This is a genomic window from Haloarchaeobius sp. FL176 (genome assembly GCF_024609245.1).
Lineage (GTDB): Archaea > Halobacteriota > Halobacteria > Halobacteriales > Natrialbaceae > Haloarchaeobius.
Genome location: NZ_JANJYH010000004.1, coordinates 48009 through 64134, shown reverse-complemented (window position 1 = coordinate 64134; position 16126 = coordinate 48009). Strand labels below are relative to the sequence as shown.

Below are 16126 nucleotides of genomic sequence, written 5' to 3'. Positions count from 1 at the left end.
GCACTGCGGACAGGACCGAGGCGACTCAACCCGTGAACGGGAGGGCACTGGTCGCTGGCGGGCAGGCCGACGAACGCCCGGGGCCCGTCTGACAGAACACATCGCGTTCGTTCGAAGCCGGTATCTCGGGCCGCAAAGTGGCGGAAAGTACAGCTCACTTGTAGACCGGTAGAACAGGCTCTGGGGGTCTGAAAGTGTGAAAAGTAGTCCATCCTGGATTCGAACCAGGGTCGTTGCCCCCAGAAGGCAACAGGATTGGCCACTACCCCAATGGACTGACACGTCTCCCGTCCGTCGCTTCGTCCGGGATTACAGAGCATAGTACTGTGCTTGGATATTTGAGTGTTGCGAAACGGTACCGGGCTGAGAGCAACTCACGTACGGCGATTGGTCGGTCGTGCAGACGGAGAACCCGGCAGTCGAGGCACCCGGCAGTCGGGGTCACTTCCGGACCTGCCGGACGATTCTGAACGAGGCGAGAACGAACCCACTGCTCGGTTATCGCTGTCCGTCAGACCAGGCACGGTCACGGTGCAGCCAGTCGTGCTGAACACAGGGGGGCGTCTCCCGCTAACACGCTCCATCACCCCTTAATTCGGCAGTTTTTCGTTCCCCTATCATCCAGGTAGAGCGAGATGGTCGAACGCGAGACCTGGGCTACACGCATCGGATTCCTCCTGGCGTCGATCGGGAGCGCAGTCGGGTTAGGGAACATCTGGCGGTTCCCGTTCCAGACCGCGGAGAACGGCGGAGCGACGTTCCTGGTGGTGTACCTGGTCGCCGTCGTGGTGATCGGCATCCCGGCGGTCCTCGCCGAGTTCGTCGTGGGACGCCGAGCGAACATCAATGCGATCACGGCCTTCGAGAGGCTCGGACGGCCGAACTGGAGGGTTGCCGGCGCACTGGGCGTGTTCACCGGCTTCTGGGTCCTGTCGTACTACAGCGTGATCGGGGGCTGGGTGCTCCGGTACATCGGCGCGAGCGCCACGGGCGGGTACGTCGACGACCCCGCGGCGTACTTCGGGACCGTTTCGGCTGGTCCCGAGGCCGTGGTGCTCCACGCTGTCTTCCTGGCTCTGACCGTCGGTATCGTTGCCCTCGGTGTCGAAGACGGCATCGAGCTGGCGACGAAGTTCATGGTCCCCAGCGTCGTGGTCCTGATGATGGGACTCGCAGTGTTCGGGGCGACGCTGCCGAACGCCGGCGAGGGGTTCGCGTACTTCCTCGCGCCTGACGTCGAGGTGCTGGTCGCGAACTTCGGGAGCATCGTTCCCGCTGCCGTCGGGCAGGCGCTGTTCTCGCTGTCGCTGGGGTTCTCGGTCATGATCACGTACGCCTCGTACATCGGTGAGGACGACAACCTGGTCGTCGACGGCGCGACCATCGCCGCGTTCAACACGTTCGTGGGGGTCCTCGCCGGGCTGATCGTCTTTCCGCTCCTGTTCGCCGAGGGTGTCTCGCCGGACACGGCCGGTCCGGGTGCGATCTTCATCTCGGTCCCGACCGCGCTGGGGGAGCTCCCCTTCGGGGGAGTCGTCGGGGTCGTCTTCTTCTCCATCGTCCTCATCGCGTCGCTGTCGAGTTCGATCTCGTTACTGGAAGTGGTCGTCTCCTATCTCGTCGATACCTACGACGCTTCCCGACCCGTCGTCGCCAGCGGCCTCGGCCTCGTACTGTTCGTTCTGGGAGTCCCGTCGGCGTGGGACACCGACTGGCTCAGCTGGTTCGACGCCATCGCAGTGAACCTCTTTCTCCCGCTGACGGTGTTTCTCGTCGTCTTCTTCGTCGGTTGGATAGTCGCGCGGGACGCCGTCGACGAGGTCCGCCAGGGAGCCGAGGGGTTGCCGGACCTCTCGACGCTGTGGCTGTGGTCGGTTCGGACCGTCGTCCTCCTGGCCGTACTCGGGACCCTCGTGCTGGGCGTGCTTGAACTGGCGACGCCCACCGACGCGTACATCGTCCCGCCGTTCTGACACGAACGGTCTCTCTCGTCAGAACACGAGGCGGGCCTCCGTGACCGCACGGCCGCCCCCGTTTCGCATCGCTGGCGCACGCTCTGGAGTTTCGCCGGCTGTGGAACGTCGGAGAACGGTGCGGTCCCGTGCTCCGTTGTCGAGGCGTCGTCGTGAGAGAATCTGCCAGTGGGCTCGACGCCATCTCGGACGGAGGCCGGTCAGTTCGTGACGGGCCGTCGTGGACGCCCACCGGGACAGTTCAGCCGAGAGTGACGCTGACGCTGGTCTCGTTCTCGACGTTGTCGGTGACGGGACACCGGTCTTCCACCGCCGCGAGCCAGGCGTCGAGGTCGGCGTCGTCCGCCGTCTCGACCGAGAGCGTCACCGCCAGCCCCTGGAGGCCGGCGCGGTCGTCGACCTCCTCGCCGCGGTAGGTGGCGTAGTTCAGGTCACCCTCGACGCTCGCCTCCAGCGACGTGATGTCGATGTCCATGTCGCGGGCGACCATCGTCGCGGTCGAGTTGAGGCAGGCCAGGACGGAGCCGAGGAAGTACTCCACGGGGTTCACGTCCTTGCCGACGGTGAACTCCGCATCACCGGTGTCGACACGGGTCCGCTTCGGGCTGACACGCGATGCTCCGACTTCGTAGTGGGTCAGGTCTGCGTCGCCCATAGTAGAGTGTCCGCACGTTCGGCAGATTACGTTTCGGGTCACGGTCCGTTCGGGCCCGCCACGAGATAGACACCGCGAAGGAGCGACATCGTATTTATGCACGGGGAGCGACACGGCTACCTGAGACCGATGCAGTCACCCATCGACGTCCGGGACCGCGAGTGCTACACGGTGGACCAGTTCCAGATCAGCGAGGCGTACCGGTCGGATCTCGAGGGGGTGTTGATTCCACGGGACGAGATCGAAGACCGCGTGGCGCAGCTCGCTGCGGCGGTCACAGACGAGCACCGCTCGAACCCCGACTTCTACCCGATCTGTGTGCTCAAGGGCGCGATGCGCTTCTTCGTTGACCTCCTGCGCGAGCTCGAACTCGCGGTGCCCTACAGCGAGGGTATCGTTCACTCCTCGCGCTACCAGTCCGGGCCAGCCGCCGCCACGCCGGACGTCCAGTTCTTCGACGAGGAGCGCCTCGCCGGGAAGGACGTCCTCCTGGTCGAGGACATCCTCCACGAGGGGAACACGCTGGCGACGCTCCGGGACCGGGTCGAGGCGTTCGACCCGAACTCGGTCAGCATCGCGACGCTGTTCGAGGTGGATTTCGACCGGGACGTGGACGTCGACCCCGCGTACAGCGGGTTCCTGCTCCCGGATTCGTTCTTCGTGGGCTACGGGCTGGACTACGAGGAACGGTATCGGGACCTCCGGCACCTCGGGGTGCTCAACCAGGAGATTCTGGGCGACTGACCACGCCGCGGTTCACAGCGGGAGACGTTCGCCCACAGCGAACTACCGGAACCGCCAGAGGAGCGAGCGGAGCCGGTAGCCGAGCGAGCCGTTCTGGTAGCCCCGCCAGCCGCTCATCCCACCCAGGAGCGTCGCCGCGTCGTACCCCTCGTCGTCGAGGACGCCCGTGGCCTGTCTGGCGACGACGCCCATCTTGCAGACGACGACCACGTCCCGGTCGGCGGGAACGTCGTCCAGCCGCTCGCGCAGTGCCGACGCGTCGCCCTGGCGCAACTCGTCGTACACGGGGACGTTGTGGCTCCCGTCGATGGCGCCAGACTCGAACGCCGGTTCGGGGCGGATGTCGAGGAGGAACGGCTCGCCGCCGGCGGCAGAGTCGAGGCGTTCGTCCAGCTCCCTCGGACGGATGCTGCTCATCGACTCGATATTGCCTGCTCGACACAAAACGGTGCTGTTCGTGGCTGTCGAGCAGCCTCGACGACGGGCTACGCCGCGCTCGCGTCTTCGTCGTCGTCTACACGGCGGAGCAGCAGCGTCGAGATGCGTGCGCCGTCGACGCCCGTCACCTCGATGGCGTAGTCGCCGGTCTCGATGGTGTCGCCGACCTCGGGGAGTCGGTCGAGGTGTTCGAGGACGAAGCCGCCGAGAGTCTCGAAGCCGTCGCTCTCGAACGCGGTGTCGAGCTCCTCGTTGACGTCCGAGAGCGTGACCGAGCCGTCGGCGTCGTAGCTGCCGTCGTCCTGCCGGCGGATGGAGTGCTCGCGGATCTCGGCGTCGAACTCGTCGCGGAGGTCGCCGACGATGGCCTCGACGACGTCCTCGACGGTGGCGATCCCCTCGAGGACACCCCACTCGTCGATGACGACGGCCATCTGACGCTGCTCCTCGCGGAACTGCAGGAGGAGGTCGCTGACGGTCGTCGTCTCGGGGACGACGATGACGTCGCGTGCGAGGTCACCGGCGGTCGCGGACTCGAGGTCGGACGCCGTGGCGCGGAGGAGGTCCTTCACGTCGACGTAACCGACCACCTGGTCGGGGTCCTCGGCGTCGACGACGGGGTAGCGCGTGTGTTCGGCGTCGAGGACCGTCGCGCGGAGGTCGGACAGCGACGTGTCGGCCGAGATGCTCACCACGTCGGGGCGGGGTACCATCACCTCGCGGACAGTGGTGTCGTCGAGGTCGAAGACGCGTTCGATCATGTCGACCTCTGCCATCTCGACGTTGCCCTCCTCGCCGGAGCGCATCAGGACGCGGCGGATCTCGCGCTCCTCCATCGTCTCGTCGGTCTCGGACACCGGCGGGACGCCGAGCACGCGGGTGAAGGCGTTGGCGGCCCCGTTGAACACGACGATGCCGGGTTTGAACAGGTAGTACGAGGCGGCCATCGGCGGCGCGAGCAGCAGCGAAACGCGCTCGGCGTCGGCGATGGCGATGGTCTTCGGGGCGAGTTCGCCGAAGACGACGTGGAGGAACGTGATGATGCCGAACCCGAGCGCGAACGCGACGAGGTGGATGAGCTCCCCCGAGAGGAACGGTTCGAGGACGGGTTCGATGAGCGCGGCGACGGCGGGTTCGCCGACCCAGCCGAGGCCCAGCGAGGCGAGCGTGATGCCGAGCTGGGTCGCTGCGAGGTAGTCGTCGAGGTTCTCTATCACGCCTTCGAGGGCGGCAGAGCCGGCGAGTCCCTCCTCGGCCAGCTGTTCGACCGAGGTGGCACGGACCCGGACGAAGGCGAACTCGGAGGCGACGAAGAAGCCGTTCAGGGCGACGAGGAACAGTGCGGCGACGACCTGCACGGCGGAGAACACGAGGTCTACCATCGTTGCCTCCGGGTGGTGCGGCCGTTCGAACGTCGAGTTTCCATGGCTGCACCTTGCGGGTCGCGGTATTAAAGCGCGGCCACTGGGTCGTGTGGCGGCCGGGGCACCGGCCCACGCGAACCAACCGCCCTCGTCAGGCGGTCAGCTCGACGTCGTCTTCGCCCTCGAGTGCGATCTCGTGCTCGTCGGTAGTGTCGTCCATGCCACGGCGGCCACGGATGCGGCGGGCGACCGCACCGACGGCGACGACTCCCCCGACGAGCGCGCCGAGGCTGGCGGCGCGGCGGACGCGGCCACCCATCGAGCGTCGCTCGTTCGACTCGACGGTGTCCATCGACTCGTGGGCCCGCTCGTCGTCGTTCTCGACGGGGAGTCCGCCGCCGACGTGGGCGTCTTCGACACGCAGCTCTACGAGGGTGATCTTCTCGAATACCATACCTCTAGGTACGCTGATATAGGTATTGAACGTTGCGTGAGCCGTGCTACGCCGTCGCCGAGCGGAGTTCTCGGCCCCAGATGATAGTACTGATATCGTCCTCGTCGGTCTCGACACCGGACGCAACCGTCCCGGAGAGCCAGCGGTCGAGTTCGTCGCCCGAGAGCGGCATTACCCCCATTCCTCCGCCAGCAGCCCGTAGTACCGCGTGCCGACGTACTCGCCGTCGTAGTACTGGTTCTCGCGGAGGGTCCCCTCGTGGGTGAAGCCGAGCTTCTCCCAGATGTTCGCGGAGGCCTCGTTGGGCTCGATGACGCGGGTCTGGAGGCGGTGGAGGTTCCGCTCGGTGAACGCGTAGTCGACGAGCAGCTCGCTCGCCTCGGTCGCGTAGCCGTTGCCCCAGTGCTCGGGCGCGATGCTGATGGCGATCTCGGCCCAGCGCGTCCGGCCGTGTATCTTGAACAGTGCGATGTCGCCGACGGGCTCGGGTTCGTCCTCGCGCTCGACGCAGATGAGCAGGTTCACGCCGTCGTCGTCGGAGACGACGTTCTCGAAGAACTCGCGTGTCTGCTCGCTGTTGGACGGGTCGGCGCTGGTCAGTGGCCGACGGACGCGTGGGTCGTTGATGTTCCGGTTGAGGACGTCGAGGTCCTCTTCCTCGATGGTCCGGAGGGTGACGCGCTCGCCGGACAGGAAGGCGGCTCCTGGCATGAGCACAGGTCGAGTGTGCCGGAGGAAAGCCGTTACGGCGGTGTGTGAGGGGTTCTCAGTCGGCGTCGCGCTCGCGCCACTCGTCTTCGAGCAGGCCGTAGTAGTGCATGTCGACGTACTCGCCGCCGTCGAACTCCTGTTCGCGGAGGGTACCCTCGTGGGTGAAGCCGAGCTTCTCCCAGATGCGGGCGGAGGCTTCGTTCGTCGCCAGCGGGCGGGCCAGCAGGCGGTGGAGGTTGCGCTCCGCGAAGGCGTAGTCGACGATCAGTTCGGCGGCGGCAGTGGCGTAGCCTTCGCCCCAGTGTTCGGGGACGACCCAGACGCCGAGGTCGCCCCAGCGGGTTCGTTCGTCCTCGACCGAGACGGAGACGAAGCCGACGGGTTCGTCGTCGTCGCAAATCAGCAGGTGGATTGAGTCGTCGTCGCAGATGACGTTCTCGAAGTACTCCGTCATCTCTGCCTCGTTGGCTGGGAACGGCCAGGCGAACGGGCGGCGGACTCGCTCGCGGTTCCGATGCTCGGTGAGGAACGAGCAGTCCTCACGTTCGATGGTTCGGAGGGTGACGCGGTCGTCGGCGAGGAAGGCGGCACCGGGCATAAAGCAACGTGCTGCCGCCCGGCAAAAAGCGGTTGCGGAGGTGTGTTGTGGCGTGACGAGGGGCTGCCGAGAGGGTGTCAGTCCTGATCGAGCCACTCGTCGGCGAGCAGGCCGTAGTCGTAGACGTCGACGTACTCGCCGCGGACGAACTTCGCGTCGCGGGAGACGCCCTCCTCGTGGAAGCCGAGGGATTCGAGCAGGCCGCGCGAGGCCTCGTTCGTCGACAGCGCTCGGGCCTCGATGCGGTGGAGGCGGCGGTTCCCGAACGCGTAGTCGAGGACGAGCGAGACGGCCTCCGTCGAGTAGCCCTCGCCGTGGGCCGCCGGGGAGAGCCAGTACGCGACCTCGCCGTTGCCGGCGCGTTCGTTCACGTGGAAGAATATCACGAAGCCGATGGGCTCGACGCCGTCGTCGGTGACGAAGCGCTCGTCGTAGCCGGCGTCGTCGCCCTCGACGCAGACGAGGAACTGCGCGCCGTCGCCGTCGTCGCCGATGTGCTCGCGCTGCTCGCCGAGGCTCGTCGGGCCGACGAGCGTCATCGGGTCGCGGATGCGCGGGTCGTTCGAGTGGGTGGCGAGGAACTCGGCGTCCTCGTCTTCGACGGTTCGGAGGGTGACTCGTTCGCCAGTCTCGAAAACTGGACCGGGCATGGCGGTACCGTCATCCGAGCAACACTAAGCCGTTGCGGGAGGCTGTGTCCCTGTCGCACACCTCAGAACAGCCCGAAGGGGTTCAGCTCGACCGCCAGTACCGCCGCGGCCGCGAGCCAGGACTCGAACACCAGCGTCCCGAGCGCCGACAGCGCGGCGAACTCGCGGGCCCGCATCTCGCTCACGCCGGCGGGCACCGTCAGCATCCCGCGGGTGAACAGCAGCGCGTTGCTCACCGGGACCGCGGGGCGGCCGTACCGGTGGAACCAGCCGTCGAAACGGTCTAGCTGGGCCTCGCTCACGCGGAACCACGGCTTCGCGAGCAGCCACTCCCGACCCCCGCGCTGGGCGAGCAGGAACAGTAGCGTCTGGCCGGCGGTCGCGCCAGCCACGGCGATGGCGAGGATGAGCACCACCATCCCAACGTCCGCGCCACCGCCCGCAAGGACGCCGATACTCACCGGGACCAGCGCCTCGCTGGGCGCGAAGTACAGCAGCATCGCGCCCTCCAGCACGAAGATGGCGAACAGTGCGGCCAGCCCGTACCGGTCGATGAGCGAGCGCGCCAGCGCCTCGTCGCCCCAGACGAACAGCGCGATGCCCGCGATGCCCGCGAGGAAGAACGTGCCCGCGACGACGAGCAGGCCGTAGTCCTCGGCGAAGGTCCGGAGACGGCCCCGCTCGGTGGTGTCTGCGGTCCCGTAGCCACCGTCCGCGCGTTCGTCTGCCATCCCTCTCGACTGGTCGGCCGGCGGATAAATCGTTTCCGCACCGCGACGACCACAGCTCCGAGGCGGTGGTTTCATCCCGCCGGTGGCGGTACTGCCGGGCGACGATGGAGCCGAGACAGTGCTACGTCGTCGGCATCGGTATGTGCCTGGTCGGCGGGCTCGCGACCGTCGCCAGTCTCGTGCTCGCCGGGGCGTTCGCGGTCGCCGTCCTCGCGCTCGCGGCGACGGGCACCTTCGTGCTCGCGCTCTCGAACGTCCCCGAAGGGGAGCCGTTCGACCTCGAATCGACGCTGGCCCACCGTATCGCGACCTGGGGTGGGGCCGCCTTCGTGCTCGGTGTCGGGGTCCTCATGCTCGGTGTCGGGGTCGCCTCGTTCGTCGCGTTCGGCTGACCGCGGTCCCGCGGCCTCCGCGGCCGCGTTGGTCCGCGCCCGGACCCGACGCTCCGCGGACGGTGCGGTTTTTACGCTCGCCGACAGAGCACCGAGTATGGACCTCAGTAACCGACCGCGGCGGCTGCGCGGCGACGGGGTGCGTGGGCTGGTCAGCGAGACGAGCCTCGCGCCGTCGGACCTCATCGCGCCGGTGTTCGTCGACGCGACGACCGACGAGCGGGTGCCCATCGAGTCGATGCCGGGCCACGAGCGGGTGCCGGTGGACGAGGCCGTCGCCCGCGTGGAGGCGGTGCTGGAGACGGGCGTGGAGGCGGTGATGCTGTTCGGTATCCCGACGGAGAAGGACGCCGAGGGCTCGCGCGCCTGGGCAGGCGACGGCGTCGTCCAGGAGGCGACCCGGCGCATCAAGTCGGAGACGGACGCCTACGTCGTCACGGACGTCTGCATGTGCGAGTACACCGACCACGGCCACTGCGGACTGCTGGAGGAGGACGCACGCGAACACGACGGGCTCACCGTGGACAACGACGCGACGCTGCCCGCGCTGGAGCGAATCGCCGTCTCGCATGCCCGCGCGGGAGCGGACATGGTCGCGCCGTCGGGGATGATGGACGGGATGGTCGCGGCAATCCGGGAAGCGCTGGACGAGGACGGCCACACCGAGGTGCCGATCATGAGCTACGCGGCGAAGTACGAGTCGGCGTTCTACGGCCCGTTCCGCGACGCGGCGGACGGCGCGCCCGCGTTCGGCGACCGGCGGCACTACCAGATGGACCCCGCGAACCGTCGCGAGGCGGTGCGCGAGGTCGCGCTCGACGTCGAGCAGGGCGCGGACGTACTGATGGTCAAGCCCGCGCTGTCGTACCTCGACGTCGTCGCGGACGTGCGCCGGGAGTTCGACCACCCCGTCGCCGCCTACAACGTCTCCGGCGAGTACGCGATGCTGCACGCCGCGGCGGAGAAGGGCTGGCTCGACCTCGAGGCGGTCGCTCACGAGTCGTTGCTCTCGATCAAGCGCGCCGGTGCGGACCTGATCCTCACCTACTTCGCGGAGGACGTGGCGCGGTCGCTTCCGTAGGCGCGACGCCTGTCCACGCCGTCGCTCGCCCCGTCCACGACTGTTCGGTTCTGGGCTACATACGCCCACGGAACTGCTCGATAAACAACCTTGTATGGATTATATTTGCTATTAAGATGGACGAATGCACATTAGGATGGGGGATTGTGGACGTATGTTAACGCTAACCATTATATTGTTCTCTCCCATGTCCTGTGACCGTAGAACATGAGCACGAGTATGGCGGTATTGGTGGAAAACATGGACGAACGTGCAGAAAGTGGCAACATTTGCGCGGGTTCGAGGGTGGTGGGATGCTAGAGCTCCTGCCCCTGCAGACGGAGGCACAGGCAATCGCTGACAGCATCAACTACGTCTGGGTGCTGGTGGTCTGCTTCCTGATCTTCTTCATGCAGCCGGGGTTCGCGCTGCTGGAGGCCGGCCAGGTCCGGGCGAAGAACGTCGGCAACGTGCTGACGAAGAACATGACGGACTGGGCGCTCGGCGTCCTGACGTACTTCATCGTCGGGGCCGGCCTCGCGAGCATCGTCGGGATGCTCACGTCCGGGGCGAGCCTCGACGTGATGGCCGCGTTCTCCTACATCGGCGCACCGGGCTCGACCGGCTGGATCAACTGGGTGTTCGGGGCCGTCTTCGCGATGACGGCGGCGACCATCGTCTCCGGCGCGGTCGCGGAACGCATGGACTTCACGGCGTACGTCGTCTTCGTGGTGGTGCTGACGGCGCTCATCTACCCGACCGTCCAGGGGCTCACCTGGGCCGGTGGCCTGCTCTCGGGACCGACGGCCGACGGCACCGGCGGCTTCATCGGTGAAGCCCTCGGCGTCGGCTACCTCGACTTCGCTGGCGCGACCGTCGTCCACATGGTCGGCGGCCTCGCCGGCCTCGTGGCGGCGAAGATGGTCGGCCCGCGCAAGGGCCGCTTCGACGAGAACGGCGACAGCCAGCCCATCCCGGGGCACTCGATGCTGCTCGCGGTGCTCGGGACGCTCATCCTCGCGTTCGGCTGGTACGGCTTCAACGTCGGCACGCAGGCGACGGTGCTGGCGGTCGCGGAGGACGGCTCGCTCACCTTCATGGGCGCGGCGCTCGGCCGTGTCGTCCTCGTGACGACGCTCGGCATGGGTGCCGGCGCGGTCGCCGCGATGGCCGTCTCGACGGCGTGGCAGGGCAAGCCCGACCCGCTCTGGATGGCCAACGGCCTGCTGGCCGGCCTCGTTGCGGTCACGGGTGCAGTCCCGCACGTCACCTGGTGGGGTGGCCTGCTCATCGGCGCAATCGGCGGCGCGCTGGTGCTGCCCGCCTACCGCTGGACCGTCGACACGCTGCAGATCGACGACGTCTGTGGCGTCTTCGCGGTCCACGGCGCGGCCGGTGCGGTCGGCACCATCCTCATTCCGGTGTTCGCTACGTCCGGCTCCGGGACTGCGATTCTGGGCGACAGCTGGGCGTTCCTCGGCGTCGACCAGCTCGCCATGCAGATCGTCGGCGTCGCGGTCATCGGCATCTGGACGGTCCTCGCGACCGGCGTCACCGGTCTCGTGGTCGATGCGACCATCGGTCTCCGCGTCTCCGAGGAAGAGGAGGAGGCCGGCCTCGACGCGGGCGAGCACGGCATCTCGACGTACCCCGAGTTCGTCGGCGACAGCGGTCCCGAGGCGTCTCGCCGGACCGTGAGCGCGGACGGCGGCAGCGGCCCCGTCCAGACCGACGGCGGTGTCGAGGAGGCCGCTTCGACCGACCCCGTCGAGGGAGGTGAGTCCGATGACTGACGCCGACATCGAGATGGTCGTGGCCATCATCCGGCCCGACCGCCTGACCGACGTCAAGCGCGCGCTCGCGGAGGTCGGCGCACCCTCGCTGACGGTGACCGACGTCTCCGGTCGCGGTTCACAGCCCGCCAAGAAGAGCCAGTGGCGCGGCGAGGAGTACGTCGTCGACCTCCACCAGAAGGTGAAAGTCGAGTGCGTCGTCGCGGACATCCCCGCCGAGGACGTGGCGGAGGCCATCGCCGACGCCGCCCACACCGGCGAGAAAGGCGACGGCAAGATATTCGTCCTGCCGGTGGCGGACGCCTACCAGGTCCGCACCGGCAAGACCGGCCCCGACGCGGTCTGACCCGGCTCCAGTTTTCGGCTTTCTTCCGGGGGACCGCAGGTGTTCAGGTGCGACCTCGTCTGGTGCGAGGACAGGTTCGAACGCTTCGAAAGTCCCCGCTGTCCCGGTTCCCGAGATTGCGAGACTCCCTCTGGCCGTCTTCCGCTCGCTGAGGGTCGTGGAGATGCCGAGACCGAAGGTTTCCACTATCTGGCTCGCCCGAAATCCGATCGACCAGACACTACCTCCGGTGAAACACCCGTTCGGTAGAGCTGCATATCCATTACAGAAGTACGTCAAAGAAAACGCCAGTCGGAGCCGTACAAGCTTCCCTCGAGCACATCCAGCCCTCAACTGATAGAGACTATTCCGTTTGTTGGATGCCTGTCCACTCGTCTATCTGGAGTTGATATCCTTGGATACCTCGCATCGGGTGGGCCGAACTGAACAGATTAGGATGCCAAGCGTTCTCCATGGCGCTCCGGAGTTCGTCCCACTCATCCTCGGGAACCGCGCTGATCTGTCCGGTGAGATTCACGCTTTGCCAGTCGTACATGGACTGGGCAGAATAGACGACAAAGCGGGCCCCCTGTGCGCGGTCACTCAGTGTCTCTTTACGACTCTCCGTTCCGAACAGAAGGAACAGGAAATAGAGGGTCGAGTCCCCATCGTATCCGAATGACATCGGCACCGCGTATGGGATTTCTCCGTCGGGAAGTGAGAGTGTTCCGACGCCTTGCTCTGTCAGGAACTCTTTTATTTGCTCGTCACTCATCGAATCAGCACTTGTACTAAGTATGTTCTCTATTGACATACCTCGTGATACCTTCTCCGGAGTTGTAAATGGTGGGCCGTCAGCCCGTTTCTCATCTCAGTTCACCGTACTGCGTACAGCCTCTGTACTCACCGATACACACCAAATCCAGCACGAGTCGAGGATTCGAACGGAGCCTGATATCTGTCTCCTCCGGGGTGAGAAACCGCAGCCGGTTCAGACGTCACGGTCGCGAAACGACTACCCCGCGATGGCCGCCCGCAGCGCCTCCCGCTTCACGAGCACGAACCCGACGCAGATGACGAGAAAGCCGACGACGGTGTTCGTGGAGACGACCTCGCCGAGCCAGTACCAGCCGACGAGCGTCGCGAACACGGGAGCGACGTAGCTGACGAGGTTGATCTCGACCGGCCCGAGGCGGTCGAGCAGCCCGAAGTACAGCAGGTAGCCGACGGCCCCGGCGGCGAAGACGAGGTAGCCGAAGGCGATGGCGACCCGGGGGGTGACCGAGACGCTCTGTGGCTCGCCGGCGAGAAGGCTCGCGACGTGGAGCAGCGGGCCGCCGACGAGCATCATCCAGCCCTGGCGAGCGGCGACGCCGAGGTCCGGACTTTCCCGGCGGAGCCCCACGGCCGCGAGCGCGAACGCCGCCGCGCTCGTGAACAGTAGTCCGACTCCGACTGGGTCGGGGGCGTCGACCGCCATCGGACCGGGAACGGCGAGGACGACGGTGCCGACGAGCCCGAGACAGACGCCGGCGACCCGCGAGGGCGTCGGCCGGGCGGTGTCGAGGAACGCGGCGGCGAAGCCGACGCTCCAGATTGGCACCGTCGCGAGCACGACCGACCCGATAGCCCCCGTGACTCGCGCCTGCCCGACGAACAGCAGGCCGTTGTGGACGGCGACGATGCCGACGCCGCCGACGAGGACGGCCCGGACGTCGGCCCTCCCGGGGACGACGGACTGGCCGCGGGCCAGCGCGTACGCCAGCACGACCACGCCGATGGCGTCGAACCGGAGCGCCGCCATGAGCAGCGGGTCGACGCCGGCCTTCGCGGCGCGGATGGCCGGGTACGACGCGCCCCAGAGCGCGGCGAGGGCGAGGAACCCGAACAGGTTCTCGTGACGTCTCACAGTTCGGCCGAGGAGAGGCCCGTAAATAGCAGTTGCGTGGTGCCAACGCTCAACATGATCCGCGGGCTCGGGGACGACGCGCAGTGAGACAATCCTTTTACGTCCTCCTCCGAACGCCCGATTATGAACGAGGAGAACTCGCGGAATCTGTACGACCGGGCGCTGTCGGTCATGCCCGGCGGGGTGAACTCGTCGGTGCGGGCGGCCATCGAGCCGTACCCCTTCTTCGTCGAGCGCGGCGACGGCGGCCACGTCGTCGACGCCGACGGCAACCGGTACGTCGACTGGGTGATGGGGCTCGGGCCGCTCCTGCTCGGGCACGACCTCCCGCAGCCGGTCGAGTCGGCGGTCCAGAAACACGCGAGCAACGGCCCGATGTTCGGCGCGCCGACGCCCATCGAGGTCGAGCACGCCGAGTTCGTCACCCGACACGTCCCGAGCGTCGAGATGATTCGGTTCGTCAACTCCGGGACGGAGGCGACCGTCTCCGCGGTCCGCCTCGCCCGCGCCTACACGGGCCGCGACAAGGTCGTCGTCATGCAGGGCAGCTACCACGGCGCGAACGACTCCACGCTCGTCGAGGGCGAGGGCGCGCACGTCCACCCCTCCAGCCCGGGCATCCCCGACGACTTCGCCGAGCACACCATCGCGGTGCCGTTCAACGACCACGAGGCCGCCCAGCACGTCTTCGAGGAGCACGGCGACGACATCGCTTGCGTGCTCGTCGAGCCGGTGCTCGCGAACTACGGCATCGTCACGCCCGCCGACGAGTACCACGAGACCCTCGCCGACCTCTGTGACGATCACGGCTCGCTGCTCGTCTTCGACGAGGTCATCACCGGCTTCCGCGTCGGCGGCCTCCAGTGCGCCCAGGGCGAGTTCGGCATCGACCCCGACATCACCACGTTCGGGAAGATCATCGGCGGTGGCTTCCCCGTCGGTGCCATCGGCGGCAAGGCGAAAATCATGCGGCACTTCACGCCCTCGGGCGACGTGTTCCAGGCGGGCACGTTCTCCGGCCATCCTGTCACGATGGCCGCCGGGCTGGAAACCCTCACGTTCGCCGCCGAGAACGACGTGTACGACCACGTCAACTCCCTCGGCGAGAAACTGCGCCGGGGGCTGACCGAGATTTGCGCCGACCAGGCCCCCGAGTACACCGTCGCCGGTCTCGACTCCATGTTCAAGGTTCTCTTCACCCGCGAGGGCCCGGACGACCTCGACGGCCAGTGCGAGGCCGGCTGTCGCCAGCGCACGGCCTGCCCGCGCTACGAGTACTGCCCGAAGAACGGCGGCGACGTGGCGTCGGGCGAGACCGACCGCTGGCGGCGCGTCTTCTGGCCGCAGATGAAAGAGCAGGGCGTGTTCCTCAGCCAGAACCAGTTCGAGTCCCAGTTCGTCTCCTACGCCCACACCGAGGAGGACGTCGAGGAGACGCTCGAGGCGTACAAAGCGGCGCTGTAGCCGGCTCGGGCTCGAACCGTCCGACAGACCCGTCGCGGCCTCTTTCTTGCTCCGGCACCTACTTCCACCGATGACCGACGACCTGGCCCTCTCCGAGGCCGACCGTCGCAAGTCCGACCCGAGCCCGGACGATGCGTTCTACGACCAGCCGCGGTTCGTCCAGCACGTCGACGAGGGCTTCCGCGAGCGGCTCACCGACCTCTACCGCGAACAGCTCGCCGACGGCGACCGCGTGCTCGACGCGATGTCGAGCTGGGTGTCACACCTCCCCGACGACCGCGAGTTCGCCCGCGTCGTCGGCCACGGGCTGAACGAGGCTGAACTCGCCGAGAACCCGCGCCTCGACGAGTGCATCGTCCAGAACCTCAACGAGAACCAGCTGCTCCCGTTCGACGACGCGAGCTTCGACGCGGTGTTGTGTGCCGTCTCCGTGCAGTACCTCCAGTACCCGACCGCGGTCTTCCGCGAGTTCCACCGCGTCCTCGCGCCCGAGGGCGTCCTCGTCGTCTCCTTCTCGAACCGGACGTTCCACACGAAGGCAATCCGGGCCTGGCGCGAGCGGTCGATGGACGAGCGCGCCACCCTCGTCCGGGAGTACTGCGAGGCTGGCGGCTTCGGGCGGATCGAGACGGTCAGTGACTCGCGGCGCTCGGTCCTGCCCGGGCTCGGCGGTGACCCGTTCTACGCGATCGTGGCCGACCGCGACTGATTTTGTATCGTCGTATGGGATTCATCGCTGATTCAACCGCAACTGCGTTGACGGGGGCAAAGAAGCTTCCAACGGCCGAAAACGGCCGACTCGGCGGTCGCCTGGGCCGTCACGTCCGCGGCGGCCTTGCCGAGTGCAAACTGGTGGGCTTTTCAC

At 67.2% G+C, this 16126-nt stretch carries 19 protein-coding genes and 1 tRNA gene; 8 read left to right on the top strand and 12 right to left on the bottom strand.

Annotated elements, in window-relative coordinates; genetic code table 11:
- Positions 1–204: 204 nt before the first annotated feature.
- A tRNA-Gln gene (locus NO978_RS08885) sits at positions 205–277 on the bottom strand.
- A 358-nt stretch (positions 278–635) separates the two neighbouring features.
- Here NO978_RS08885 and NO978_RS08880 point away from each other — a divergent pair.
- On the top strand, positions 636–1973 hold the full coding sequence (locus tag NO978_RS08880) for a sodium-dependent transporter (RefSeq protein ID WP_257299227.1): 1338 nt from the start codon (positions 636–638) through the stop codon (positions 1971–1973).
- A gap of 241 nt (positions 1974–2214) precedes the next feature.
- Here NO978_RS08880 and NO978_RS08875 read toward each other — a convergent pair whose 3' ends face one another.
- Positions 2215–2628 carry an OsmC family protein gene (locus tag NO978_RS08875; RefSeq protein ID WP_257299226.1) on the bottom strand — a complete coding sequence of 138 codons (414 nt, stop codon included), beginning with the start codon at positions 2626–2628 and terminating at the stop codon, positions 2215–2217.
- A gap of 129 nt (positions 2629–2757) precedes the next feature.
- Here NO978_RS08875 and NO978_RS08870 point away from each other — a divergent pair, with 129 nt between their 5' ends.
- Complete coding sequence (locus tag NO978_RS08870) at positions 2758–3372, top strand: phosphoribosyltransferase (RefSeq protein ID WP_257299225.1); 615 nt, start codon at positions 2758–2760, stop codon at positions 3370–3372.
- A gap of 42 nt (positions 3373–3414) precedes the next feature.
- Here NO978_RS08870 and NO978_RS08865 read toward each other — a convergent pair whose 3' ends face one another.
- From NO978_RS08865 to NO978_RS08830, 8 genes are all read right to left on the bottom strand, one after another.
- Complete coding sequence (locus NO978_RS08865; RefSeq protein ID WP_257299224.1) at positions 3415–3789, bottom strand: rhodanese-like domain-containing protein; 375 nt, start codon at positions 3787–3789, stop codon at positions 3415–3417.
- 68 nt (positions 3790–3857) lie between these two features.
- Positions 3858–5192 (bottom strand): hemolysin family protein, encoded by a 1335-nt coding sequence (locus tag NO978_RS08860; protein ID WP_257299223.1) that lies wholly within the window; start codon positions 5190–5192, stop codon positions 3858–3860.
- 133 nt (positions 5193–5325) lie between these two features.
- The gene (locus tag NO978_RS08855; protein WP_257299222.1) at positions 5326–5628 is read right to left on the bottom strand and encodes a hypothetical protein; all 303 of its coding nucleotides are present in this window, start codon (positions 5626–5628) and stop codon (positions 5326–5328) included.
- Between the two features lie 46 nt (positions 5629–5674).
- On the bottom strand, positions 5675–5800 hold the full coding sequence (locus NO978_RS08850) for a hypothetical protein (protein ID WP_257299221.1): 126 nt from the start codon (positions 5798–5800) through the stop codon (positions 5675–5677).
- Complete coding sequence (locus tag NO978_RS08845; protein ID WP_257299220.1) at positions 5800–6339, bottom strand: GNAT family N-acetyltransferase; 540 nt, start codon at positions 6337–6339, stop codon at positions 5800–5802. Before NO978_RS08845 ends, NO978_RS08850 begins: the two co-directional genes overlap by 1 nt.
- A gap of 55 nt (positions 6340–6394) precedes the next feature.
- The gene (locus tag NO978_RS08840; RefSeq protein ID WP_257299219.1) at positions 6395–6937 is read right to left on the bottom strand and encodes a GNAT family N-acetyltransferase; all 543 of its coding nucleotides are present in this window, start codon (positions 6935–6937) and stop codon (positions 6395–6397) included.
- Positions 6938–7014: 77 nt separating this feature from the next.
- Complete coding sequence (locus tag NO978_RS08835; protein WP_257299218.1) at positions 7015–7587, bottom strand: GNAT family N-acetyltransferase; 573 nt, start codon at positions 7585–7587, stop codon at positions 7015–7017.
- Between the two features lie 62 nt (positions 7588–7649).
- A complete protein-coding gene (locus NO978_RS08830; RefSeq protein ID WP_257299217.1) occupies positions 7650–8318 on the bottom strand; it encodes a DedA family protein in 669 nt (222 codons plus the stop codon).
- Between the two features lie 104 nt (positions 8319–8422).
- Here NO978_RS08830 and NO978_RS08825 point away from each other — a divergent pair, with 104 nt between their 5' ends.
- From NO978_RS08825 to NO978_RS08810, 4 genes are all read left to right on the top strand, one after another.
- Positions 8423–8710 (top strand): hypothetical protein, encoded by a 288-nt coding sequence (locus NO978_RS08825; RefSeq protein WP_257299216.1) that lies wholly within the window; start codon positions 8423–8425, stop codon positions 8708–8710.
- Positions 8711–8807: 97 nt separating this feature from the next.
- On the top strand, positions 8808–9791 hold the full coding sequence (gene hemB / locus NO978_RS08820) for a porphobilinogen synthase (protein WP_257299214.1): 984 nt from the start codon (positions 8808–8810) through the stop codon (positions 9789–9791).
- Positions 9792–10084: 293 nt separating this feature from the next.
- Positions 10085–11563 carry an ammonium transporter gene (locus NO978_RS08815; RefSeq protein WP_257299213.1) on the top strand — a complete coding sequence of 493 codons (1479 nt, stop codon included), beginning with the start codon at positions 10085–10087 and terminating at the stop codon, positions 11561–11563.
- Positions 11556–11909: a P-II family nitrogen regulator gene (locus tag NO978_RS08810; protein ID WP_257299212.1), complete on the top strand. Its 354-nt coding sequence runs from the start codon at positions 11556–11558 to the stop codon at positions 11907–11909. The genes NO978_RS08815 and NO978_RS08810 overlap by 8 nt, the downstream gene beginning before the upstream one ends.
- 343 nt (positions 11910–12252) lie before the next feature.
- Here NO978_RS08810 and NO978_RS08805 read toward each other — a convergent pair whose 3' ends face one another.
- Together NO978_RS08805 and NO978_RS08800 are read right to left on the bottom strand one after the other, a co-directional pair.
- A complete protein-coding gene (locus tag NO978_RS08805; RefSeq protein ID WP_257299211.1) occupies positions 12253–12702 on the bottom strand; it encodes a pyridoxamine 5'-phosphate oxidase family protein in 450 nt (149 codons plus the stop codon).
- Between the two features lie 201 nt (positions 12703–12903).
- Positions 12904–13797 (bottom strand): EamA family transporter, encoded by an 894-nt coding sequence (locus NO978_RS08800; protein WP_257299209.1) that lies wholly within the window; start codon positions 13795–13797, stop codon positions 12904–12906.
- A gap of 123 nt (positions 13798–13920) precedes the next feature.
- On the opposite strand from NO978_RS08800, the gene NO978_RS08795 reads away from it, so the two are divergent.
- Both NO978_RS08795 and NO978_RS08790 read left to right on the top strand, forming a co-directional pair.
- Positions 13921–15261 carry a glutamate-1-semialdehyde 2,1-aminomutase gene (locus NO978_RS08795; RefSeq protein ID WP_257299208.1) on the top strand — a complete coding sequence of 447 codons (1341 nt, stop codon included), beginning with the start codon at positions 13921–13923 and terminating at the stop codon, positions 15259–15261.
- A gap of 70 nt (positions 15262–15331) precedes the next feature.
- Entirely contained in the window at positions 15332–15970 is a 639-nt protein-coding gene (locus tag NO978_RS08790; RefSeq protein ID WP_257299207.1) for a class I SAM-dependent methyltransferase, read from the top strand.
- Positions 15971–16126: the final 156 nt, after the last annotated feature.